Here is a 22,764-nt window from a genome sequence, read left to right as displayed (position 1 = left end):
ATGACATCGTTCGGCCTCGAACCCCCGATTTCCAAAACCCCCGGCGATATCGTCGCCGGGGATCCGTCGTGTCGTGGCAAGGACAAGGTGCTGCTGGGGACGTTGGCGGAGACCGGACCGCGCAGAAAGCTCTGGCTGGACATCACAGGCGAGCAGGTCGTCGCGATCTTCGGAAAGCGAGGAACCGGCAAGTCCTATTCGCTGGGCGTCATCGCGGAAGGGCTGGCTGCGGGAATGGGCGATACGGCGATCGCGACCATGCATACGCCTCGGGCCGCGCTGGTCCTCGACATCATGGACATTTTCTGGAGCACCCAGATTCCGCTCGTCGACGAAGGGTCCGCGGAGCTTCGCCGGCAGTTCGCCAACATGCGCAAGGGCGGAATGAAGTCGCAGCCTCTCAATGTCGACGTCTGGATTCCCTCGGGCTTCGAGAGACCGGAGATCGACCCGGCATCGGTGCGTTCGCTCGTGATCGGCGCCTCTGACCTCGAGACTAGCGATTGGGGCGCGCTCTTCGACATAGATATGCTGACCGAACCGAGGGGAATGTTGCTGACCGACCTCATTGGGCGCGTGTCGATCTATGGATACAACGACCGCTCCGGCGGCTCGGTGTCGGCTTCGCTGACGTTTGACTTCGACGCTCTCTTGAATTGCCTAGGCGGCGATCCCTCCTTCTCGGTGAATTACAGCGACAATACCGTCCGTGCCGTCCGCCAGCGCCTGGAGACCTTTCGCGATCTCCCACTCTTCCAGGGAACGCCTACTGATCTGTCCGCGCTGCTTCAGCCGTTTCGCGTTAGCGTGCTCATGCTGGGACGGGCGCAGGACGACCTCAAGAACGTCGTGGTATCCGTGCTCCTGAGGCGTATTCTGAGGCAGCGCCGCGACGCCTCCTTCGCGCAGAAGCGGCTCGATCTGCAGCCCGAACTGAGCGCTGAGGAGACGCAGGAGCTCAAGGCGACGATTTCTTCGAACATACCCCGGACCTGGGTGCTCCTGGATGAGGCGCACGTGCTCGCCGGCTCTGACCGGGGTTCGATCGCCCGGGACGCCTTCATCAAGTACGCGAAGGAAGGAAGAAACTACGGACTCTCACTCGCGCTCGCCACCCAGCAGCCGAGCGCGCTCGACAGCAGACTGACCTCCCAGGTCGAGACGCTGATCGTTCACCAGCTCACGGCGCCGAAGGACGCGGCGGTGGCGCTGGAAAATTTGCGGTCGCCGCCGCCGTCAGAAGCACGGGTAGATGGCGAGAGGGCGGGGGTGGACGCGTTGCTCCGATCACTGACGCCGGGCATCGTGACGTTCTCGTGCGGAAACGCTCCAACGCTTCCGCGCGTCTGCGTCGCCGCCGTCCGACCGCGCGTCTCGGCGCACGGGGGGTACGAAGCTTGATACCCCTTGAAGGACGGGCGCTCGCTGGCCTCGACGAATTCATGCTGCGGCCCGGTCATCTATCCGCGATCTGTCGCATCGCCACGACGGACGGAGGATCCGCGTTCAGGTTCGAGCGGGCCGTGACCTCAAAGTTCTGCGAGCTTGTGCCGGTGCAGGATGAACTGAAGCCCGCGTTCGCTCGCTATCTCAGGGTCAAGGGTCTGAGCCCAGTGGAGGCGAACAGGAAGGGCGGACCTGATAAGGAGACCGAATACCGCTATCCGGCTCTCCGAGTCATCGATCCCGGCAAGGCGGGCGAGACGGTGGCGTCGGACGACGGGGTGGTGATGGGACAGTGGCAGGACGTTAGCCTGGCCGATCCCGACGTGCCTTCGAAGGTCGGCGCGATATCCTTCGGGGGCAAGCGGGGCTCCAAGACGGGACTGTCGCACCTGTTCGACTGGGGAGGTTTCCTGGGTCTGTTCAACGATGCAGGGGCTCTGACGAACTTTGGGCAGTTGATCGGAAAGTTTTTCGACGTCATTGGAACGCCGAACGCCAACCCTTACGTCTTCGGCCAAGAACGGCTGATCTTCGGCTTCCTGATCGTTCGGGAAGATTTCGACATGTTCGCGACACTCGTCGAACTTCTCGCCCTCGAGACCGATCCCTTGCGCAAGCAGTCGGCGATGCGGCTCTACGTCAGGGCCGTCACGCTCCTCTCAGAGAGGGCGGAGGCCTCCCGCGATCTGTCGCAGGGCCGCCGGCAAGATCTCTTCTCCCTTTGGCGCGAGGTGAAGCCGAAGAGGGAGGGAGACGATCAGATCGCATCGACGGCATGGCACCGGATCGCGGCCCGGCTGGAGAATCTGGTGGATCTCGGTCTGCTCAGGAAGGAGCCTTCGGCAGCGGCAAGTCGCACGTGCTCTTCTACATCGCCCATTCGGTGCAACAACAAGCCCCTTCGTCGATACCGGTCTTCGTCGAGGTGCCGGAGCGAATGAGGAGCTTTCTGGATCTCTACCAGCGGATCATGCCCCGTCTGCCCTGGATCCGGATCGCGCAGGTCGTCAACAACGATAGCGAACTGCCGAACTCCTCGCAGCTCAAACGCGCCGCCCGGGTGATACAGCACGGCAACGACCATGAACGCGGGCTTGCTCAGGAATGGCTTTTCGCCGGATCAGTTAACCTGCGGGATCTGAAGACCGTTGTCGGTCTTCAGACGCGGATAGACAGCGATGTCCGCGCGGCGGATTTGTTGGGCGAGCTGCTGGGAAGTCTGGGCCGGCACGGGCTAAGGGTCGTCCTGTTGTTCGACGAGTTTCAGCGGATCGGCACGCTCGCCGAGAAGAACCGTTGGCCGGTGCTGTCGAACCTCCGTTCTTTGTTCAGTCAGAATCCGACGAACCTATCCGTCGTACTCGCTGCTGCGACCAGATTGGAAAAGACGGCCGTCGATCTGCTGCCTGCCGAGCTAAGGACCCTGATCGGTCCTCGTCCGAAGATTTCGCTGCCGGAGATGAACGTCGAAGAAGCTGCCAGCTTCGTCGAAGGGCGCCTCGCAAGTTTCCGGCCGCCCGGCTATTCCGGCGACGCGTTCCATCCGCTTCAGGGTGACACGGTTCGCGAGACCATTGAATTCATCGCCGCGGAGAAGGATCTAACCTGATCGACTTCGCGGCGGGCGCGGCCACGATCTCGCCGGCGATCTTCTGGGTTAACTTGCCGAGCTTGGCGAAGATCTGTTCGGCGCCGTCGTTCGGGGGCCTACCTAAGTCGGGCACGTGCCTCCGTGGTGTGCTATTGCGCGGCCGTGCAACCTAGGGAAGTATGCTCGCCAAACAAGGGGCGGGGGAGATGAACTTCGAGGTGGGACTTCATCCAGGGACGACCTGGCACAAATGTGACTTTCAATGCCATACGCCGCGTGACCGCAATTGGGTGGGCTCCGCCGATCTATCGGGTGGGGATGAGGCAGGTGAGCTGGCACGCCAGCAATGGGCTGAAAACTTTATTGCAGCGGCCGAAGCCGCGAAGCTCCAGGCCGTCGCGATTTCGGACCACCATGATATATGCTTGTCTGCCTACGTCCTAGACGCGGCGAAGCGGTTGAATTCTGGTGTACGGGTCTTCCCGGCTGTCGAAATAACCTGCTCGGACAACGCCCAATGCCTTGTCGTCTTTGATCCAAAGGCGACTGCCGACACTCAGAAGCTTGCGCTTGGTGCGGCCGGAGACATCCTCGTCGCAGCGGCTGCGGACCCGAAGACCTGCGCCATTCTGCCGGCGCGAGAGACGGTCGCCGAATTCGTGCACGCCTTGCAAGCAGAGCGGCATTTGCGGGATGCCAGCGTTGTCCTGCCCCATTTCAGCAAAGAAGAGGACCACAAGAGCCTGAACGAGGTTGGTCATCACCCTCGGTTTGCGAACCTGCCGATCGACGGCGTCTACATTGAGCGAGCTTATGACTCGGTCGACGCAACAACGTTGGAAAAGGTACGGGGCAAAATACCCGATTGGGGCAAGCGACGGCGCGCAATATTGGCCACCGGTGACAATAGGAACGCTGACTGGAGTCGGCTTGGGGTCCACAATTGTTGGATCAAGCTTGGGGAGCATTCGATCGAGGCATTTCGTCAGGCGCTCTTGGCCGACGAGGCGCGGATCGCCTTCGAGCCGCCAACATCACCGACGGAACATCTGGTTGAGTTGCGCGTGAAAAGCACCCTAACTGGGCCAGCGCCGGTGAGGATTACCTTCAATGACGGCTTCAACGCCATCATCGGCGGGCGAGGTTCGGGGAAGAGCGCGCTGCTCGAGTACCTACGCTTCGGCCTGGGACGCACAGACAAAGACTTCGACGCCAAAATCGACCCGGAGTTCGACCGCGAAGCCAAGCTCATCAACGAAACCTTGGCGAGCGACGGCTTTGTGGAGGTCGTATTGGAGAGAGAAGGCGTTAGGGAGACCTGGAGAAGGATCATTGCAAATCGCGAAATGATAACGGTCAGCGCCGCTGGTCGGACGGTTGAGCTGACTGCAAGCGGCGCCCGCGAGCGGTTCAGGTCGCGCGCGTTCCGGCAGAAGGGCCTCTCGAGCACAATGAACGACCCGGCCACAGCGTCCGAGCAAATAACCGGCATTGCTGCCGCTGAAGAGGTTGATCGAGAAAGGGACGTCAAAAGAGCCATCGAAACCGCCCAGCGCAGCGTGGGCACGGCTCTCAATAACCTAGCAGCGCTTTGGCAGTCACGGTTTGATTGCAAGCAGACCGCAGAAAAGGTCGAGGATCTTCGAGAGCGTATCGCGGCACTTACCAAGCGCCTCGAAGAGGAGGGCCTTTCCCCAGAAGCACTGGCGACTATCGAAGAGGGACCGAAGTACGGTAGGGCCAACGAATTTATCTCGGCCGTAGGAGACCAGGCGGAAAACGCTAAGGCCGCCCTGGATCGTCTTGAAAACGCGACGTTGACCGTCGACCTGGTGGCCTATGAAGGTGCCGCTGATTTCAATGAGGTTGCCGAGCTGGCACGCGACCTGGTGGTGGCAAAGGGAGCCGTCAAAACGTCGATTGAGTCTGCCAAAAGTATGCTGGACTTGCTTTTGGGAAAGCAACATATCGCGAAAGATGCGTTTGCGATCAAGCGGGACGCGTTCGCTCTAGTTTATACCGCTGCGGTCGAGGAGCAAGGCAAACACAGCAACCTGATAGACGAGGTCGCACGGCTTAACGGGGAGTTGCAGACTGCTGAAGCTGCTCGAGCCCGCGCCCGGAGTGCGGAGCTGACACAAGCTAACGCGGAGAAGAGCTATACGGATGCGGTCGCACATCTAGACAACTTGGTGAGCCAGCGGTACGCGATCTTAAAGTCAGCAGCCGACGCCGTCGCGGGGAAGTCCAGCAATTTGCTCAAAGCGCGGGTCCGCAGAGATCGTCTGCCGCTACAGTACCGCCTTGCCTTGCATAAGCTTTTTGAAGCGTCGGGCACGCAATTGGTCGAGGAGAGCTGCACGGACTGGGTCAAATCGACCCTTGAGGCGGACGAGACCGAGGGATGGGCCAAGCTCCTCCAGCAGTTCGTCGCGCTATATGAGGCCAAGATCATGGCCGGATCACCGCCTGACGCAAGTGACGGCCTACTCAGTGCACTGCAGGCCGTTATCTTCAATGGAACGCGGCAGCTTACCGAGCGTCAACGCAAGCGCATCTATCAGAACCTTACGGATACGACGGTCGCTGCCATCGTCGCAGCGGTTCCGGCAGATGCCATTAACATGTCGTATCTGGACGACAATAGACCGATTGATTTTCGAATGGCGTCACCCGGTCAGCAGGCCTCTGCACTATTGGAGCTACTGCTGAAGCAGTCGGCCGGAACGTTGATCATAGACCAGCCTGAAGATGACTTGGACAACCGTGTCATCATGCGGATTGTCGAGCTTTTGCGGACGTCGAAGTCCACGCGACAGCTCGTATTCACTACACACAATGCGAACATCGTCGTAAACGGGGACGCCGATAAGATCATTGCGCTCAAATCGCCCGAGCCATCGTCGAACCCGAACAACAACTCGCCTCGTGTACAGCTCGATTGCGACGGCGCGATCGAAACGCCGGCCGTCAGCAGCACGATCACATCGATCATGGAAGGTGGCCGCGAAGCGTTCGACCTGCGCGGCCGCAAGTATCGATTCGATGTATGACCGTGGCATTGCCTATGGGGTAAAGCACTGTCTGTAATATTAACTCATTGCCATTGTTCATAATATCAATTGTGGAATTTGTGCCGCGGGGGCGGTTCAGCATGGTCATCATCCAAAGCAGATTCATCGGCGATTTTGTTATTGGAGACAACATCGTTCAAAATCTTAGAATCCTGGCGCTGCAGTACGAGCAGTTCAACGCAGGCAATGCCGCAACGAGGCGCTTGCTTTGCAAACCAATCGTGGTCGCTCTAGGTTCAATCGTCGAGGCCAGCCTGCATGATCTGCATACGAGGATCAGAACTTTCACCATAGAAGGCGTCAAAAATATCACGACATCGGCGGCCAAAGAAATACGGGACCTCAAAAAGCTCGATGACTTTGGCAAATACATCAATGCAGCGAAAACGCATGACCTTTTCGACGCTGCTGACAGCACCTTATATGCAGACCTCGATAAGCTGCGACTCCTCCGCAACCGGGTTCACATTCAAAATCTCAAAGACAAAACATTGCCGGCGAAAGAATATCATGTCTTCACAACCGCGCAGAAAGATTTCGCTGAGCGGGTAACGGAAAAAACTCTCAAGACGTTGTCGCGAAAATTTTCGCGGGAGCATGATCATGTCGATGAGCTCCGGCGACCGTGGAACGCGTATTTCGTTTGATCAGACGATTGCTGCCCAACGAGATCACGCAGACCGAGACCGAAGCTGGTCGAGATGAAGCAGCCGGACCTCCTCCAAGCTGTCCGGGGGCAGTTCAAGCTGGTTTCAGTGGAAAAGCTGGTTCGCATGCTCACAACTTTCGACCAACTGTGAAAATCACGGTAAAGCCGGATCGCCAACGGGGCGAAGCTGGCCGGATCACGTTTATTCCGGCAGCGTAGCGCTAGGAACCAGAGGGAGGACTCATGAGCTTCAAAGCAACCGCGGCCGGCGCCGCGCATGAGCCCACCCTTCAGTGCCCCAACTGTAACCATGAAATTCGACTGACTGAGTCATTGGCGGCTCCTCTCCTTGCGGAAACCCGGCAGCGGTTCCAGGAACAGCTGGCGGCTAAGGATGCGGAAGTTACCCGAAGGACCGAGGCCCTGCGGCAGGAGCGTGAGCAGGTCCTGAAGGACCGTGAGGCGATCGAAGACCAGGTCAAGCAGCGGCTTGCAGCCGAGCGGAGCCAGCTGGTCGTTACCGAAGGCAAGAAGGCGCGCGAGGCGGCCGCGGCCGAGCTGCAGGCCAAGGCTAACGAAGCGACCGAGCTGCGGCAGGCTTTGGCTGCCAACAACACCAAGCTCGCGGAGGCGCAGCAGCAACAGGCCGATTTGATGCGCAAACAGCGTGCGCTTGACGACGAGAAGCGCGAGCTAGACCTTACTGTTGAAAAGCGGGTGCAGGCCTCCGTTGAGCAGATCCATACGAAGGCACGCCAGGAGGCCGATGAAGCCTCGCGGTTGCGGGTAGCTGAGAAGGATCAGACTATCGAGTCGATGGCGCGGACGATCGAGGAGCTCAAGCGCAAGGCCGAGCAAGGCTCGCAGCAGTCCCAAGGCGAAGTGTTCGAGCTGGAGCTCGAGGAGCTGTTGCGCGGACGATTCCCGACCGACTCGATCGAACCTGTCGCTAAAGGCGAGCTCGGTGCCGACGTCATCCAGCAGGTCAATGGCGCGGTCGGCCAGCCCGCCGGCATCATCCTTTGGGAAACCAAGCGAACGAAGGCCTGGAGTGATGGATGGCTCGCCAAGTTGCGCGACGATCAACGCCGCTCCGGCGCCGATGTAGCCCTCATCATCTCACATGCCCTACCCAAGCAGATCGAGCAATTTGATCTGATGGACGGCATTTGGGTGGCTCATCCGCGCTGCGCGCTGCCAGTTGCGGTCGCGCTTCGCCAGGCGTTGATTGACGTCAGCAACTCCCGCTTGGTCCAGCAGGGTCAGCAAACCAAAATGGAGCAGGTCTACCACTACCTGACCGGCACCAAGTTCAGGCAGCGCGTGGAAGCGGTCGTCGAGAAGTTTAACGACATGCGCAAGGACCTCGATAGCGAGCGCAAGTTCATGGTCCGCCAGTGGGCCAAGCGCGAAACCCAAATCTTCTCGGTGATCGACTCGACCGTCGGTATGGTCGGCGACTTACAGGCCATCGCCGGCAAGGCCATGCCAGAGATTGCAAGCCTCGATATGCCGCTTCTCGAAGATGGGATCGAGCCTCGACAGAAAGTCGGGTGATTGACAGACGTCGATGCTGAGTTGTCCGCCCCCTATCCGACTTCAAGATCGTGGATAATCGGTTTCAGTCCGTCGAGCGTGACTTCCAGGCTCGCAAGCGTGATCGGTAGCCTGAAGCGCCGGCGCCCGGCACTGCCAGAATTTACGTAGAGCACGCCGTCGACGGTGTTCACCTTCGGCACGTGGGAGTGCCCGGAAACTACGACATCGACGCCCTCAGCTACGGGATCGATCTTAATGGCGTTGAGATCGTGGAGAACGTAGAACAGCCGTCCCGCGAGCCGCACGAACTCGGTTTCGGCAAATTCGGTGGCCCACGCGCCCGTATCCACGTTGCCTCTGATCGCCGTGACGGGAGCAATTCTCCGCAGCGCGGTAATGATCTCGGGATCGCCAATGTCGCCGCCATGAATGATGTGGTCGACATGGGCCAGCGCGCGCAGCGCCTCCGGCCTGAGCAGGCCGTGCGTATCCGAGATGATGCCAACTGTGCAGTTCATGGAGCTCCGGTTGAAGCAAGTGGGCCTCGGACTGATGCAACGCCGGTGCCCGGGAATCAACCGCCGAAGCCGACTTCCGCCGGTGGCCAGCCACCACCCCCGCGGCTTCCCGCGATTTGCGACTCGACTCAAATGTTCTTGTTATGTTCTAATGCCTCATGACCGACCGCCCTGCCAGCTGGCGCTTTCCCACCATGAAGCAAATCCAAAAACTCGCATCCAACCTCAGCGGCGATCAAAAACCCCCGCCAGCGCCCGCCCTAGGACCGGCAGACGACCTTCCAGTCGAGTACTGGCGGGCGCTATTGGACGATTCGGGCGCCGAGGCGCGACCAAGCGGCTCCGGAGCGGCGCTGCGGCTGAGCCAAATTCCTCAGCATATTCTTAGGGTCAACTGCCGCCGCTGCGGGCGGGCCGTCGAAATCCAAAAGGTCGATGCCGTCAGGCTGTACGGTCCCGACGCCATCTGGCGGGATGTCGGCCAGCGCCTGCTGAACAACACGTGCACGCAGCGGACCGGGCGCCATGAGGAAGACGGGTGCTGGCCGTCGTACGAAACCTGACGCTCCGGAGAGACCGGGCGATGGCGCCGAAGCACCACCCGACGCCCCTGTCCGGAGGCGATCGCAAGGCGCTCGCAAAGGAGCTTGGCAAGGCCCGAGCGATGACGACGATTCTGGCCGCGCAGTCCGCCGAGGCCCGGGCCAAAGGCGAGGCCCTGATCCGGACGGCGGACAAGCTGCTCGCGGAAAGCTGGAACGAACGCATGTGGTCAGTAGGCGAGCCGATCGACCCGTCGCCCACGATCGACCAGGCGATCAACGGCGGCTATGGCTGGCTCCAGATCGAGTGCTCACGCTGCAAGGCCGCCCGCGACGTCGATCTGGCGGCGCTTACCCACCCATCGACGACTTTCGTGCACGACTTGGCCAGCCGCTTGCGGTGCCGGAAGTGCGCCAAAGCCGGCAAGCGCCCGCCGGCGACCCTGCTGCAGCTCGCGCAGCGGGCCCGGCATCCGGATCCGGAGACCTGACCACCTTGTGCAACTTGTATTCGATCACCACGAACCAGGCCGCCATCGCCGCGCTGTTCCGGGTCGTCAACCGGTACGTCGGTAACCTCGCGCCGATGCCCGGCGTGTTTCCGGACTACAGGGCGCCGATCGTCCGAACGGGCGCCGAGGGCCGCGAGCTCGCGATGGCACGCTCGCGGATGCCGTCATCATCGATAGCTTTGATGGATGCGACGAAGAAGCGGGCGGGGAAGCTGCAAGGAAGGGCAAGACCGTCGACTTCAAGGAATTGCTCCAGCTGGAGCCGGATTCTGGAACCACCAACATCCGCAACGTGAAGAGCAAACACTGGACGAGGTGGCTCGCCCCCGAGAACCGCTGCGTGGTGCCGTTCAACAGCTTCAGCGAGTTCAACAAGGCCGAGGGCGGCGACATCTGGTTCGCGCTCGACGAGACCCGCCCGCTTCTCTGCTTCGCCGGCATCTGGACCAACTGGACGTCGGTCCGGAAGGTGAAGGAGGGCGAGACCACCAACGACCTCTACGCGTTCCTCACGACGGAGCCGAACGCCGAGGTCGGGGCCATCCACCCGAAGGCGATGCCCGCGATCCTGACAACGCCCGAAGAGGTCGAGACTTGGATGACCGCGCCCGCGGCGGAAGCCTTGAAGCTGCAGCGGCCGCTTCCGGACGGGGCGCTCCGGATCGTCGCCCGCGGCGTCAAGGAAGATATGGTTGGGTAGACGAGGCGCATGACCGACATACGCGAAATCCTCAGATCTCAACCGCTGCGAATAGGCATTTCGACTCGCTCCTCTTCAATCTCGAAGAAGAGCACGCCGTCTTCCTGAGCGAAGGGGCTCAGGCCTGCGCAGCGTTGCAGCTTAACCACAAGCCGTTCCAGCTCAGCGCTCCGGGACGATCGGCTGCTGCTGGCTGGACAAACCATCTGAAGATTAGCACTGCCCAGCCTGTCCAATCACTTGCGATACTGCTCGTCGCTCACCTTTTCCATCCAGGTCACCGGACTTCCGTTCAGGGATTCCTGGATTGCGATATGGGTCATCGCCGTTGTCGGCGAAGCGCCGTGCCAGTGCTTCAGGCCGGGCGGAAACCAAACCACGTCGCCGGGGCGCACTTCTTCGATAGGTCCTCCGTTCCTCTGCACCCATCCAAAGCCGGAGGTGATGATCAGTGTCTGGCCGAGCGGATGCGTGTGCCACGCCGTGCGAGCGCCCGGCTCGAACGTCACATGAGCGCCGCCCACCCGCGCAGGGTCGGGCGCCTGGAAAAGCGGATCCACACGCACCGCTCCGGTAAACCACTCAGCCGACCCCTTGGTGGAAGGCCGCGATCCGCTTCGCTTGATGTCGATGTCCATGTCCTCATTCCTCTGCTTCGCGATCGACAGCTCCGCACCGACTCTCCTTGCGGCGAGCGCGGCGAGGCCTGCAGCCGTGGCCACTATGATGCCGCGGACATGCCTCGCCTATTGTGGTCGCTTCGGAGGAAGCCTCCGCAGTGCCCGGTCAAGAGACCTCCGGTAACCTGTCGAGGTGTTTGTCCAAAGTGATGGGATAATTACGCACGCGCACGCCCGTCGCATTGTAGACGGCATTGGCGACGGCCGCCGCGACCCCGCATATGCCGAGCTCGGCCACGCCCTTCGCCTTCATCGGCGAGACCTTGTCGTCGGCCTCTTCGAGGAAGATCACTTCCTGATGTGGAATGTCGGCATGGACGGGCACCTCATAGCCGGCAAGGTCGTGATTGACGAAGAAACCGCGTCGCTTGTCGACCGCGAGCTCCTCCATCAACGCGGCTCCCGCGCCCATCGTCATGGCTCCGATTACTTGGCTCCGCGCGGTCGTGGGATTGAGGATGCGGCCGGCCGCGCACACGGCCAGCATGCGGCGGATCCGGACCTCACCGGTGAAGCTGTCAACGGCGGCTTCCACGAAGTGGGCTCCGAACGTGGATTGTTGGTAGCTCTTGTCCAGGCCTCCCCATTCGATCTTGTCCTCGGCGACGAGTTCGCCTTCGCGGACGGCGTCGGCAAGCTTCGCGGAACGGTTTCCACTCATCACCTGGCCGTCCGAGAACGTCGCCTCCGCCGAGTTGAAGCCGAGTCGCTGCGCAACGGCTTCCCGAAGCTTTACGCAGGCCGCGTAGACGCCCGATGTCGAACAGTTCGCGCCGAACTGCCCTCCGGATCCGGACGAGACGGGGAAGGCGGAATCGCCCAGGCGAACCACGACTTTTCCGATGTCGACGCCCATCATCTCGGCGGCGGTCTGTGCGATGATCGTATAGCTGCCGGTGCCGATGTCGGTCATATCGGTTTCGACGATGACGAGCCCATCTCTCCCCAGCCTGACGCGCGCGCCCGAAGGAACCAGCAGATTGTTTCGAAAGGCGGCCGCGGTGCCCATGCCGACGAGCCAGTGTCCGTCCCGCACGGCTCCCGGAGTCGCGCTCCGGCGCGTCCAACCGAAACGTTCGGCACCCTCGCGCAAACAACGCACCAGGTTGCGCTGGGAGAAAGGACGGTCCGGCTTCTCGGGGTCGACCTGGGTGTCGTTGCGCACGCGCAGCTCGACCGGATCCAGGCTCAGCCTCTCGGCCAGTTCGTCCATCGCGATCTCGAGCGCCATCATGCCAGGGGCCTCGCCGGGGGCGCGCATCGCATTCCCTTCCGGCAGGTCCATGACGGCGAGCCGCATCGAAGTGAGACGATTGGGGCCGGCATATAGCAGTCTCGTTTGATTGGTCGCCGTCTCCGGCTGACCATCGGGGAGATCGCCGGAGCCGCTTTCGTGCGCGATGGCAATGATGCGCCCATCCGCGCCCGCCCCGATCCGGATGCGCTGCCGCGTGGCGGGGCGGTGGGTCGTATTGTTCGGAATGAACGGCCGGGATAACGCGACTTTGACCGGCCGGCCGGCCGCCTTCGCCCCCAGCGCGGCCATCACCGCGTCGGAGCGCAGGAACAGCTTGCAGCCGAAGCCGCCCCCGATGTAGGGCGATACGAAGCGGACGTTCTCCTTAGGAACACCGAGCGTGGTTGCGAGATCCGTCCTGCCCCAGTCTATCATCTGGTTGGACGTCCACACCGTCAGCTTGTCGCCGTTCCAGGCTGCGATCGAAGCATGAGGCTCCATCATCGAGTGGCTCTGGTCCGGGGTCGTGTATAGCTCGTCGAGCTTCACCGGTGCCTGAGCGAAGGCCTGTTCGAAGTCCCCGGTACGACTTTCGGGAGGCGCATCCTTTTCGGGACTGTTGGGGTCCTTTGCAAGAGGAGCAGTTTTCAGCGCCTCCTCGAGATCGAACCTGCCATCGGCGGGCGCGTATTCGACGCGTATCAGCGCGGCCGCGGCCGTCGCCTCCTCGAAGGTCTCCGCTACGACCACCGCGATTGCCTGGTGATAGTGATCGATCTCAGGGCCGCCGAGCAGTTTGGCCGTGTTGAATTTGCCCTTGCCGAGCTTGCCGGCGTTCTCGGCGGTCACGACCGCCAGAACCCCAGGCGCGCGCTCCGCCTCCGCGAGATTCATGCTGGCGATGCGGCCCTTGCCGATCGCGGACCCGACGATGGCCCCGTAGGCCGGATTGGTCACAACGTCGTGGTGCTCATAGGCGTACGGCGCCCTTCCCGTCGTCTTCAAGGGGCCGTCGATGCGGGGATGTGCTCGTCCCACCACCTGCATGCGGTCGATGGGGTTGGCTTCGGCGGGTTTGTCGAATTTCATCGCTGCCTCGCATCGTTCAGAGCGGCGGCAACCGTCCGCTCGACCAGGGGTATCTTGAACGCGTTGTCGTTGGTCGTTTTCGCATCGGCGAGCAACCGTGCGGAGAAGGCCTTGGCACCTTTGGGCAGATCGGCTTCGGCGTCTTCGACCCGCCACGGCTTGTGGGCCACGCCGCCGACGGCCACACGTCCGGTCCCGTCGCGCTGCAGGACTGCCGCGACGGAGACCAGCGCGAACGCGTAGGACGCCCGATCACGGACCTTTCTGTAGACGTGCGTCCCGCCGATCGGGGGCGGCAGCGTCACCGCGGTGATCAGTTCGCCTGAGGCCAACGTCGTTTCGATGTGCGGGGTATCTCCCGGCAGGCGGTGGAATTCGGCGATCGGGATTTTACGCGTTCGACCCCCGTCGTCGACGGTCTCCACCTCAGCGTCAAGCGCGCGCATGGCGACGGCCATATCCGAGGGGTTGGTCGCGATGCACGATTCGCTGGTTCCGATCACGCCCAATTGTCGGCTGAAACCCTCGATAGCTGCGCAGCCGGAGCCCGGGCTTCGTTTGTTGCACGGCTGATTGGTGTCGTAGAAGTAGGGACAGCGCGTGCGCTGGAGCAGATTGCCGGCCGTCGTCGCCTTGTTGCGGAGCTGGCCGGAGGCGCCGGCGAGGAGCGCGCGGCTGAGCACGCCGTAATCTTTCCGGACGCGCAGGTCGGCGGCAAGCGCAGTGTTTCTGACCAACGCGCCGATGCGGAGCCCGCCGTCCTGGGTATTCTCGATCTTGTCAAGGCCGAGCCCGTTGACGTCGATGAGATGTCGCGGCGTCTCGATCTCAAGTTTCATCAGGTCGAGGAGGTTGGTGCCGCCGGCGATGAATTTCGCGCCTGGCGTTTCCTTCGCCTTGGCCGCGGCTTCTTGGGCCGATGCGGCGCGTTCGTAAGTGAATTCCTTCATGTGCTGCTCCCCGCAACCTCGGCGATGGCTTCGGCGATGTTGGAGTAGGCGCCGCAGCGGCAGATGTTGCCGCTCATGCGTTCGCGCAGCTCGATATTCGTCAAGTGAGGTGAAGCGGTCAGGTCGGCGCTGACATGGCTCGGGATCCCCGCCTTGATCTCGTCGAGCACCGCCACCGCCGAGCAGATCTGCCCAGGCGTGCAATAACCGCACTGATAGCCGTCATGTTTGATGAAGGACGCCTGCATGGGATGAAGCCGCTCGGGCTGGCCCAATCCCTCGACCGTGGTGATCCTGTCGCCTTCGTGCATGACGGCGAGCGTGAGACACGAATTGATGCGCGTTCCATTCACGATCACCGTGCAGGCCCCGCACTGACCGTGGTCGCATCCCTTCTTGGTGCCGGTCAGGCTGAGATTCTCCCGCAGGGCATCGAGAAGCGTCGTGCGGTTGTCGACTTGAAGGCTGCGCGGCTTTCCGTTCACCTCGAACGATACGCCGGTCGGACGCTGCGAGGGCTTTTGACTCGAGGGTTGCGATTGCGCCTGTGCGCCGGGGACGACCCCGACCATCGCCGTCGCTGTGCCGGCAGCCAGAAGGCGCCGCCTCGATACTTCCAGTTTGACCGGTTTTGGCATGTCGTCTCCTAGATTTCCGCCGATCTGGGGCATGTTCCGACGTTAATTCCCATGTCGGGCAGGGGTTCGAATGCGCAGCGTTTGATGAAACGATGAGCCTTCTCACGCATGGAACTTCGTCGTCCGATATCCTCGGGCATTCTCATTCGGCTCCTTCCGGAGCTGTCGGATGCGACAACAGCCACAAAGCTACAAGCGCAGCGCAGAGCACCGTGCCCGCACTGGCGAGAAACACGGTGTTCAGCCTCGCGTCGGCCGCGATCAGGCCGAGCGCAGGACTCGCGAGTCCTTGAGCGAGATCCAGGAACGCCGTGTAGGCTCCCATGGCAAGGCCACGGCTCTGCGCCGGCACCCGGCGTACCGCCTCCACGCCGAAGCCGGGATAAACCAGCGAGAAGCCGAAGCCGGTAAGCGCGGCGCCGGCGAGCGCCATCTCCGGACGGACGGCCAACCAGATCAGCGTCTGGCCGAGGGCTTCAACCACCGCGAAGATCAACGCGACTTTAGCGCCGCCGATCGCGTCGGCCAGATGACTCAGGAAAATCCGCGCCAGAATGAAGGCGAGGGCATAGGACGTGTAGGCCAGCCAACCGTTGGCCCAACCTTGGTTCGCGAACAGCAACGCGACGAACGTCGTCACTGCGCCGAAGCCTACGCTGCCCAGTGCAGAGCCCAATCCCGGCACCCAGACGGCCCCGAGAACTTCGGCGAAAGAAAAGCGGGCATGGACAGCCGGCGCAACCGTCCGGAGCGGAGCTACGATCAGCAGGGTCAGCAGCGGCGCTGCGGCCGTAGCCGCGCCGATCGCGACAAACCCGTGAGAGGCGTAGAGTGCAGCGCCGGCCGGCGCCCCGATCGCGAAGGCCGCGAACATCGCTGACCCCACCCAAGCGATGACCTTGCCCGTGCTGCGGGAATCCGCGAGCGCCAGTCCCCAGCTCACGGCAGCCGTGATGATGAAGCTTTCGGCGCCGCCGAGCAGCCCTCGTCCCAGCAGAAGGATCGCCACCGAGATCAGAGGGATCTCGGTAAAGCCGAGCGAAAGCAGGTAAAGCACGCCGGAAGCCGCAGCCGCCAGCAGGCCGACGACCACACCTCGCTTTGCGCCCCGGCCGTCGGAGAAGTTGCCCGCCCACGGTCGCGAGACTAGAGAAGCGGCGAACTGGCTGCCGGCGACGAGCCCGACCACGAAGGTGCCTTGGCCCAACCCATCGTGCACATGGAGCGGAAGAACAGGCATCGCGACGCCGACGACGAGAAAGGCGACGAAAACCACCGCCATGATCGGCCAAAGGATCGTTGCGAGGCTTTGCGCCGCAGCGGACTTTGGCATCACTGTATCCGACATCGCGATAGCGCCTCGGCCTTACACCGTGAGCATCGTCTTGATCGCTCGCCTTTCGTCCATCGCGCGATATCCTTCCGCGACTTCGGAGAGAGGTAGCGAGAGATCGAACACTTTCCCGGGCTTGATTCTGCCCTTGAGAACGCGGTCCATCAGATCAGGTAGGAAGCGACGGACTGGGGCCGGGCCACCGAGCATGCGCCGCTGCGCGAAGAACATCGCCTGCCCGTCGAAGGTGACGCCATGCGGCACCCCGACATAGCCGATCGATCCACCAGGACGGACGGAATCGATCGCCTGCGTCATGGATTCCTGCGTACCGACGCACTCCAGGACGGAGTCCGCACCGACCCCGGCCGTGAGCTCTTTCACGCGCTCTATCCCCAAGGCCCCTCGTTCGGCCACGATGTCGGTCGCGCCGAAGTCTCGCGCCAGCTCCTGCCGGCTCCTGCCGGCTCTTAAGGTTGCCCCACGGTGCGTAGTAACAGAGATCGCCCGGGGCCTCGTTCGAGAAGGGACCGCCTCTTTCTTCCGTAAGCCTGCGCGGCAGGTAGGCGATTTTCTCGTTGGTCGAATAGTCCTCGATACCGAGATCCAAAGGCAACATCGCCGCGAATTCGCGGGCGGACGGATTGTCCTCCAGCGTTACCGTGAAGGTCTGATCCGCGAAACTGCAACGGATACGCATGGTCGCCGTTCCTCCGGTTTGTGCCTCAACAGCCGTCGTTTCGGCGAACGCGGCCTGCGGCATTAGATCGGTCGAGATCATCGCGAATACGAGCCGCCGGCGAGACAGTCCATTCTCAGTAGTCGGCTTCATGGATTACGCCTCCACTGAGCAGCTGGCGCGGGCATCGAGAACGGCCAGCAACGCCGAAGCTCCAAGCAGCCCCGCACTCGCGAGGAATGTCGTTCGATAGCCCGCAGCGTCGAACAGGATCCCGCCGCCAGCGGCGCCGAGTGTGATCGCAAGTTGAACGACCGCCACCAACAGGCCCCCCGCAGATTCCGCGTCGTCGGGAAATCGGCGCGCGACCCACGTCCACCAGGCGACCGGCGCACCGGTTCCGATCATGCCCCAGAGGGTCAGCAGAGCCGTCGTCGGCCCGGCGAAGCTCCCCAGCGCCACCAGGCCGCAGGCGATCGCAGCGAGAGCCAAGGGAGCCAAGATGAGGGGCGTCGAAAGACTGCGCGCCGCCATGCGCCCGATCAGCCAAGTGCCGATCACGCCGGCGATGCCCATGACGAGCAGCACCCCGGAGAGCGCGGAAACATCGAGACGCGTGACGGTTTCGAGAAAGGGCCGCAGGTATGTGAACAGGGCGAACTGTCCGGCGAACAGCAGCGCGACCGCGGCCATGCCCAGGCGGGCGTTCGGACGGCGCAGGACGCCCAGCGCACTGCGTTGCTCCTTGGCCGCCTCGGACGGCATCGACGGCAGGGTCAGCCACTGCCAGACGAAGGTGACGACGGCGAGCGGAACCACGAGGAAGAACGCGCCGCGCCAGCCGATGTACTGACCGAGAAAGCTGCCAAGGGGCGCGGCGACGGTGGTCGCGACCGCGTTGCCGCCGTTGAGCATCGCAAGCGCGCGCGGCACCTGCCTCTCCGGAACCAGCCGCATGACGGTCGCGGCGGACATCGACCAGAAACCGCCGATCACAACCCCGAGCAGGGCGCGCCCCGCCATGAGCATCGCGAAGTTGGGCGCGAACGCGACCAAGAGACCTGACGCCAGCATGAGGGCGGTCAACGAGAGCAGCAGCGTCCGACGATCGATGCCGCGGGTCATCGTGGAGATGGAGAGGCTGGTCAGCACCGCGAACAGGCCGGACACCGAGATCGCCTGCCCGGCCGCGCCCTCGGTGAGATGGAGGTCGGATGCGATCGGGGTCAGGATGCTGACGGGCATGAACTCGGAGGCGATCAGCGTCGAGACGCACAGCGCCAGCGCGAGTACGGCCCCCCATCCCGTCCGATCCGAACTCTGCCCCCGTGCCGAGGTCTCGGGGCTGCCGAGGATAGCTTGTTCGGTCACTTGCTCGCTCCGTGCGATGATCTGTGCACGGAACATAGGCCGCGAGGCGGTCGGGGATTATCCCGAACCTATGCGATGAAGCGTTGAGTTGCGCTCATCGATCAGCCGGACCCATATGGCCCGAGCGGCTGCATCTCTCGGATCAGGTCGATCAGCAGGCGCAAGCCGGTCGGCAGTTGGCGACGGCCCGGGTAATAGATGTGGAACCCGGGTCCCATCGGTGCCCAGTCGTCAAGGACGCTGCGCAGCACTCCCCGCGAAATCAGCGGGGCCGCACACGGCTGCGGGAGGTAGGCCACCGCAGCCCCTGCCTGGACAAGGGCGAGCGCGAACTGAGTCTCGTCGATCGTGATCGCGCCCGGCACATCAACGGCGACCTCTTCGCCGTCTTTCTCGAATTCCCAGTGGTAGATGCTGTCATCGCCCAGGCGGATACGCAGACATCGATGGGCGTGCAGGTCGCTCGGGTGCGAGGGCACGCCATGCCGATCGAAATAGGCTGGCGAGCCGACCACGACCCAGCAGATTTCGCCGGACAGTCGCTGCGCGACCATGTCCTCCGGCACCGTGCCGCCGTATCGAATCCCGGCGTCGGCGCCCTGAGCGACCACATCGATCAGGTGATTTGAGACGGCGACATCGATCTCGATGCCGGGATAGCGCTCGACGAACACCGGGAGGACCGGAGCCAGCAGCAACGAGCTCGCGTGCTCAAGCACGTTGAGTCGAATCCGGCCCGTGGGCTCGTCCCGATAGCGGTTAAGCGCTTCTATTGCCGTCCCGATTGCATCGAACGGGGCGGCCAGCGCCGCCTGCAACTCCTCTCCGGCGGAGGTGAGGGTGACGCTCCGGCTCGTCCGATTGAACAGCCGCACGCCCAGCCGCGCCTCCAGCGCCTTGAGCGAATGGCTCAGCGCCGAGGCGCTCACGCCGAGCTCGAGGCCGGCCCGGCGAAAGCTGCGATGCTTCGCGAGCGCCAGGAAATAGGCAAAATCGGCGAAATCGGTGCGGTTGATACGCATGTTTCGGACTCTGCCCCTTGCGCGGTCATGGTGCAACGATGATGAGTCAAACTCAACGATGTCCGCACAGGTCCAAGCTTGGCTAAAGCGAGACGGATGGAAGATCGTGCTCTGCGGGTTCGCGCTCGACGAGACCCGCCCGCTCGCATGCTTCGCCGGCATCTGGACGAGCTGGACGTGGGTTCGGAAGGTCGAGGAAGGCGAGACCACCCACGACCTCTACGCGTTCCTGACGACGGACCCCAACGCTGAAGTGGGCGCCATCCACCCGAAGGCGATGCCGGTGATCGTGACCACGCCCGAAGAGGTCGAGACCTGGATGACCGCGCCAGCCGACGAGGCCCTGAAGCTGCAGCGGCCGCTTCTGGACGGGGCGTTGCGCATCGTTGCTCGCGGCGTGAAGGAAGACCAGCGCCTATTTTGCTTAGGGTTCTGCACAGGGCCGCGGAAACAGGTGGACAAGCCTGAGCCTCTGCATTTTGGAATCCCTGACCCGTGCTAACCGCCCGGAACGAGCCGGCGATCTCAAGGATTCGTCCCGGCAGGAGCCATATCGATGCTGATGACGAGGGAAAGACCGAAGGCGATCCGGACCCTGCGCGGTTGGGCGATCCACGTGCTGCAGGAAGCCGGCGCCATCCACGAATGCGAGGAGCACGGCTGGGCAAAGGACCGTGCCGATCCGCATGCGCGCGAGCACGCGTTGGGCATCGCCAGGCAGGACCCCCCGATCGGCTTGTCTCCGGAGCAGGCGGTCGCCGAGGTGCGCGAAGTGCTGAATTCGATCGGCGATACCTGTCCGGAGTGTCCGTCTGAACGCTGAGCATGGCCTGTTTGCGCCCGGATGCCTGACACCCGGCCGGATGGGTGCTTCGGGCCTGCGACACTCGCGGAGGCCGGACCGAGAAGTGTGCGACCGCGCGTTCTGCGGGCTTCAACCGGCTGCCGCTGGGCGGGCCCTAGTCCGAAGCGCCGTCGAGAACGTCGCGCACCTTCGCCCCCAGATCGCCGAAGCTGAACGGCTTGACGATCAGCTGCACGCCCTTGTCGAGCCGCCCGTGGTGGATGATGGCGTTGCGCGCGTATCCGGTCGTAAAGAGCACCTTTAATGCAGGCCGAAGCGTTTTCGCCTGGGTTGCGACCTGTGCGCCTGTCAAGCCGCCGGGCAAAACGACGTCAGTAAAGAGGAGGTCCACGCGAGGTTGGCGCTCGAGCAATCTCAGAGCCGAGGGCCCGTCGTGAGCCTCGATGACGCGGTAGCCGAGTTCGCGCAGGGTCTCGACCGAATATGCTCTCACCTCGTCGTCGTCCTCGAGGACCAGGATGGTCTCTTCCTGTCCCGCTTCGGGATTTGGAGTGGACTCGGCTTGCTCAACACCTGCCGCTTGCGCCGCGAGCCGCGGCAAGTACAGCTTCACCGTCGTCCCTTCTCCCACTTCCGAGTAGATCTTGACGTGACCACCGGACTGCTTGACGAAACCGTATACCTGGCTGAGCCCTAGACCGGTGCCCTTGCCGACAGCTTTGGTCGTGAAAAAGGGCTCGAAAGCCTGCGCCACCGTTTTCGAGTCCATGCCGGCGCCGGTGTCCGTGACCGCGATGGCGACGTACTGCCCGGCCACGACTTCGGTGTGCGAGGCGACGTACGCCTCGTCGATGTGCGCATTGCTGGTCTCGATCGTCAGCCGACCGCCGTTCGTCATCGCGTCGCGGGCGTTGACCGCGAGATTGATGATCGCGGCCTCCAGTTCGGCCGGGTCGGCTTCGACCCGCCACACGCCTGCACCGAGGACAGTTTCCACGTCGATCGTTTCGCCGAGCGTACGATGGATCATGTCCGACAATCCGTTGACAAGTGCGTTCACATCGAGCGGCTTGGGATCGAGAGGTTGACGACGCGAAAACGCCAGGAGACGCTGGGTTAGGGTGGCTGCCCGTTGCGCGCCCGTCATCGCATTTCGCGCCGCCCGCTGCAGCCGACCCGATTCGGACGGAAGATTGCGCTGCAGGGTGTCCAGATTGCCCATAATGATCTGCAGCAGATTGTTGAAATCGTGTGCCACGCCGCCCGTGAGCTGGCCTACGGCCTCCATCTTCTGCGACTGGCGCAAGGCCTCCTCGTTCTTGCGCAGCTGTTCGGTGCGCTCGGTCACTTGCCCTTCGAGCGTGGCGTTGAGCTCGACGAGTGCCTCTTGGGCCCGCTTCCGCTCCTCGATTTCGCGCTGCATCGCTTGCGAGAGGCGGACGTTGTCGATAGCGACGGCGGCCTCGGCGGCAAGCCCGGACAGGCCCCGCTCCGAGCGCTCGTTGAACACGCCAGTCCGCGCATGCCCGAAGAACAGACCGCCGAGCACTTCACCCGTCCGGGATATGACCGAGACGGCGAGGTAGCTTCGGACCGGTAGGTGACCTTCCGGCATTCCCTTGCGGGGCGAGTTTTTCCCGTAGCGCGGATCCTTGGTGATATCTTCCGAGCGAACGATGCCTTGCCCCAGGAAGGTAGGCGCGAACACCTCGGTATTTCGCGGCATCGGGAATTTCGAGAACGCCTCGATCGGCGCTCCGGAGAGCGTATAGAGCATGTAGCTCTCGCCCGCGTTGTTGATGACGTTGTAGAAGAAGGCGCCGAACTCGGCTCCTGTAAGCGCCACGCCCGCATCCGTGACGATCTGAACGAGGCGCTCGAGGTCCGTCTCCGCGGCGAGCGCCGAGCCGGCACGGTTGAGCACTTCGAGCGCGTGGCGTTCTTCTCGGATAGCTTCTTCGGCGTTGCGTTGCGCCGTGCGGTCCCTCAAGATCTTGAGGAATCCTACAACGTCAGATTTGTCCCGGATCGGGCTGAGCTCTCCGACGGCCCAAAACCGTGAGCCATCTTTGCGAAGGCGCCAGCCTTCTTCGCCGCCACCCTTGCCCTTCGACAGCGCGTCCTCAATTTCACGGCGAAGTTGGGCTTCCTGGTCCTGTTCGGGGAACACTCGGGACAGGGATTGCCCAAGCATCTCGGCCGGCTCCCATCCGAGGATCTTGGAAGCTCCGGTATTCCAACTCGTCACTCGCCCCTGGAGATCAGTCGTAATGATGGCAGTATCGGTGGCCCCATTGACGATCTGCCTCCACTGCCACGCCGCAATCTGCGGCTCCGATTTATCCGTAATTTGGGTCATGAGCCTCCAAGGCGGGTCGAGCGGAAACGC

General features: G+C 62.7%; 18 protein-coding genes and 4 pseudogenes. 11 read left to right on the top strand and 11 right to left on the bottom strand.

The annotated features are described in order from the left end of the window. The 6 genes from ACVJ5M_RS49000 (at window position 1) to ACVJ5M_RS48975 (ending at window position 8,317) form a co-directional block, all read left to right on the top strand. The gene (locus ACVJ5M_RS49000) at window positions 1-1,401 is read left to right on the top strand and encodes an ATP-binding protein (RefSeq protein ID WP_354100332.1); all 1,401 of its coding nucleotides are present in this window, start codon (window positions 1-3) and stop codon (window positions 1,399-1,401) included. Between the two features lie 152 nt (window positions 1,402-1,553). Then, a complete protein-coding gene (locus tag ACVJ5M_RS48995) occupies window positions 1,554-2,387 on the top strand; it encodes a hypothetical protein (protein ID WP_456679815.1) in 834 nt (277 codons plus the stop codon). Further along, complete coding sequence (locus ACVJ5M_RS48990) at window positions 2,384-3,055, top strand: hypothetical protein (protein ID WP_456679814.1); 672 nt, start codon at window positions 2,384-2,386, stop codon at window positions 3,053-3,055. Before ACVJ5M_RS48995 ends, ACVJ5M_RS48990 begins: the two co-directional genes overlap by 4 nt. Window positions 3,056-3,243: 188 nt before the next feature. Then, window positions 3,244-6,090, top strand: a complete 2,847-nt coding sequence (locus tag ACVJ5M_RS48985; protein WP_354100335.1) for a TrlF family AAA-like ATPase — start codon at window positions 3,244-3,246, stop codon at window positions 6,088-6,090. Window positions 6,091-6,191: 101 nt separating this feature from the next. Then, window positions 6,192-6,758: a hypothetical protein gene (locus ACVJ5M_RS48980; protein ID WP_354100336.1), complete on the top strand. Its 567-nt coding sequence runs from the start codon at window positions 6,192-6,194 to the stop codon at window positions 6,756-6,758. 245 nt (window positions 6,759-7,003) lie between these two features. Next, the gene (locus tag ACVJ5M_RS48975; protein WP_354100337.1) at window positions 7,004-8,317 is read left to right on the top strand and encodes a DUF2130 domain-containing protein; all 1,314 of its coding nucleotides are present in this window, start codon (window positions 7,004-7,006) and stop codon (window positions 8,315-8,317) included. Between the two features lie 32 nt (window positions 8,318-8,349). Here the strand turns inward: ACVJ5M_RS48975 and ACVJ5M_RS48970 are convergent, their stop codons facing one another. Then, window positions 8,350-8,817, bottom strand: coding sequence for a metallophosphoesterase family protein (locus tag ACVJ5M_RS48970; protein ID WP_354100338.1), 468 nt, complete (start codon window positions 8,815-8,817; stop codon window positions 8,350-8,352). 158 nt (window positions 8,818-8,975) lie between these two features. On the opposite strand from ACVJ5M_RS48970, the gene ACVJ5M_RS48965 reads away from it, so the two are divergent. The 3 genes and pseudogenes from ACVJ5M_RS48965 to ACVJ5M_RS48955 all read left to right on the top strand — a co-directional run bounded on the left by ACVJ5M_RS48965 (window position 8,976) and on the right by ACVJ5M_RS48955 (window position 10,571). Then, the gene (locus ACVJ5M_RS48965) at window positions 8,976-9,380 is read left to right on the top strand and encodes a hypothetical protein (protein ID WP_162479020.1); all 405 of its coding nucleotides are present in this window, start codon (window positions 8,976-8,978) and stop codon (window positions 9,378-9,380) included. 20 nt (window positions 9,381-9,400) lie between these two features. Then, a complete protein-coding gene (locus ACVJ5M_RS48960) occupies window positions 9,401-9,850 on the top strand; it encodes a hypothetical protein (RefSeq protein WP_354100339.1) in 450 nt (149 codons plus the stop codon). A gap of 5 nt (window positions 9,851-9,855) precedes the next feature. Beyond that, window positions 9,856-10,571: pseudogene (locus ACVJ5M_RS48955) on the top strand (SOS response-associated peptidase). A gap of 236 nt (window positions 10,572-10,807) precedes the next feature. Here the strand turns inward: ACVJ5M_RS48955 and ACVJ5M_RS48950 are convergent. From ACVJ5M_RS48950 to ACVJ5M_RS48910, 9 genes and pseudogenes are all read right to left on the bottom strand, one after another. Continuing rightward, the gene (locus ACVJ5M_RS48950; protein ID WP_210168713.1) at window positions 10,808-11,203 is read right to left on the bottom strand and encodes a (R)-mandelonitrile lyase; all 396 of its coding nucleotides are present in this window, start codon (window positions 11,201-11,203) and stop codon (window positions 10,808-10,810) included. A 154-nt stretch (window positions 11,204-11,357) separates the two neighbouring features. Beyond that, window positions 11,358-13,577, bottom strand: coding sequence for an aldehyde oxidoreductase molybdenum-binding subunit PaoC (paoC, locus tag ACVJ5M_RS48945; RefSeq protein ID WP_162479021.1), 2,220 nt, complete (start codon window positions 13,575-13,577; stop codon window positions 11,358-11,360). Further along, window positions 13,574-14,527 (bottom strand): FAD binding domain-containing protein, encoded by a 954-nt coding sequence (locus ACVJ5M_RS48940; protein ID WP_231145657.1) that lies wholly within the window; start codon window positions 14,525-14,527, stop codon window positions 13,574-13,576. The genes paoC and ACVJ5M_RS48940 overlap by 4 nt, the downstream gene beginning before the upstream one ends. Then, window positions 14,524-15,165 carry an aldehyde dehydrogenase iron-sulfur subunit PaoA gene (gene paoA / locus ACVJ5M_RS48935; protein ID WP_354100359.1) on the bottom strand — a complete coding sequence of 214 codons (642 nt, stop codon included), beginning with the start codon at window positions 15,163-15,165 and terminating at the stop codon, window positions 14,524-14,526. The genes ACVJ5M_RS48940 and paoA overlap by 4 nt, the downstream gene beginning before the upstream one ends. Window positions 15,166-15,307: 142 nt before the next feature. After that, a complete protein-coding gene (locus ACVJ5M_RS48930; protein WP_456679813.1) occupies window positions 15,308-16,513 on the bottom strand; it encodes an arabinose transporter in 1,206 nt (401 codons plus the stop codon). 18 nt (window positions 16,514-16,531) lie between these two features. Further along, window positions 16,532-16,957, bottom strand: a pseudogene (locus ACVJ5M_RS48925) (zinc-binding dehydrogenase); the annotation flags it as partial. 13 nt (window positions 16,958-16,970) lie between these two features. Beyond that, window positions 16,971-17,198, bottom strand: a pseudogene (locus ACVJ5M_RS48920) (cyclophilin-like fold protein); the annotation flags it as partial. Between the two features lie 135 nt (window positions 17,199-17,333). Further along, window positions 17,334-18,548: an MFS transporter gene (locus tag ACVJ5M_RS48915; RefSeq protein ID WP_231145659.1), complete on the bottom strand. Its 1,215-nt coding sequence runs from the start codon at window positions 18,546-18,548 to the stop codon at window positions 17,334-17,336. A 101-nt stretch (window positions 18,549-18,649) separates the two neighbouring features. Further along, the gene (locus ACVJ5M_RS48910; protein ID WP_162479026.1) at window positions 18,650-19,570 is read right to left on the bottom strand and encodes a LysR family transcriptional regulator; all 921 of its coding nucleotides are present in this window, start codon (window positions 19,568-19,570) and stop codon (window positions 18,650-18,652) included. A 118-nt stretch (window positions 19,571-19,688) separates the two neighbouring features. On the opposite strand from ACVJ5M_RS48910, the pseudogene ACVJ5M_RS48905 reads away from it, so the two are divergent. Beyond that, window positions 19,689-20,072, top strand: a pseudogene (locus tag ACVJ5M_RS48905) (SOS response-associated peptidase family protein); the annotation flags it as partial. 54 nt (window positions 20,073-20,126) lie between these two features. Next, complete coding sequence (locus ACVJ5M_RS48900; protein ID WP_354100340.1) at window positions 20,127-20,393, top strand: hypothetical protein; 267 nt, start codon at window positions 20,127-20,129, stop codon at window positions 20,391-20,393. Window positions 20,394-20,529: 136 nt separating this feature from the next. Here ACVJ5M_RS48900 and ACVJ5M_RS48895 read toward each other — a convergent pair whose 3' ends face one another. Further along, on the bottom strand, window positions 20,530-22,734 hold the full coding sequence (locus ACVJ5M_RS48895) for a PAS domain S-box protein (protein ID WP_354100341.1): 2,205 nt from the start codon (window positions 22,732-22,734) through the stop codon (window positions 20,530-20,532). Window positions 22,735-22,764 lie beyond the last annotated feature (30 nt).

The sequence above is a fragment of the Bradyrhizobium sp. S3.7.6 genome (genome assembly GCF_054061875.1).
Note: the sequence above shows the minus strand (reverse complement) of the source record. Positions and strands in the feature narration are given on the sequence as shown.

Excerpts from the sequence above, each read along its gene's own strand:
- ACVJ5M_RS49000 (WP_354100332.1), top strand. The coding sequence starts at position 1 with ATGACATCGTTCGGCCTCGAACCCCCGATTTCCAAAACCCCCGGCGAT.
- ACVJ5M_RS48990 (WP_456679814.1), top strand. The coding sequence starts at position 2,384 with ATGAGGAGCTTTCTGGATCTCTACCAGCGGATCATGCCCCGTCTGCCC.
- ACVJ5M_RS48985 (WP_354100335.1), top strand. The coding sequence starts at position 3,244 with ATGAACTTCGAGGTGGGACTTCATCCAGGGACGACCTGGCACAAATGT.
- ACVJ5M_RS48980 (WP_354100336.1), top strand. The coding sequence starts at position 6,192 with ATGGTCATCATCCAAAGCAGATTCATCGGCGATTTTGTTATTGGAGAC.
- ACVJ5M_RS48975 (WP_354100337.1), top strand. The coding sequence starts at position 7,004 with ATGAGCTTCAAAGCAACCGCGGCCGGCGCCGCGCATGAGCCCACCCTT.
- ACVJ5M_RS48970 (WP_354100338.1), bottom strand. The coding sequence starts at position 8,817 with ATGAACTGCACAGTTGGCATCATCTCGGATACGCACGGCCTGCTCAGG.
- ACVJ5M_RS48965 (WP_162479020.1), top strand. The coding sequence starts at position 8,976 with ATGACCGACCGCCCTGCCAGCTGGCGCTTTCCCACCATGAAGCAAATC.
- ACVJ5M_RS48960 (WP_354100339.1), top strand. The coding sequence starts at position 9,401 with ATGGCGCCGAAGCACCACCCGACGCCCCTGTCCGGAGGCGATCGCAAG.
- paoC (WP_162479021.1), bottom strand. The coding sequence starts at position 13,577 with ATGAAATTCGACAAACCCGCCGAAGCCAACCCCATCGACCGCATGCAG.
- ACVJ5M_RS48940 (WP_231145657.1), bottom strand. The coding sequence starts at position 14,527 with ATGAAGGAATTCACTTACGAACGCGCCGCATCGGCCCAAGAAGCCGCG.
- paoA (WP_354100359.1), bottom strand. The coding sequence starts at position 15,165 with ATGCCAAAACCGGTCAAACTGGAAGTATCGAGGCGGCGCCTTCTGGCT.
- ACVJ5M_RS48930 (WP_456679813.1), bottom strand. The coding sequence starts at position 16,513 with ATGTCGGATACAGTGATGCCAAAGTCCGCTGCGGCGCAAAGCCTCGCA.
- ACVJ5M_RS48910 (WP_162479026.1), bottom strand. The coding sequence starts at position 19,570 with ATGCGTATCAACCGCACCGATTTCGCCGATTTTGCCTATTTCCTGGCG.
- ACVJ5M_RS48900 (WP_354100340.1), top strand. The coding sequence starts at position 20,127 with ATGCTGATGACGAGGGAAAGACCGAAGGCGATCCGGACCCTGCGCGGT.
- ACVJ5M_RS48895 (WP_354100341.1), bottom strand. The coding sequence starts at position 22,734 with ATGACCCAAATTACGGATAAATCGGAGCCGCAGATTGCGGCGTGGCAG.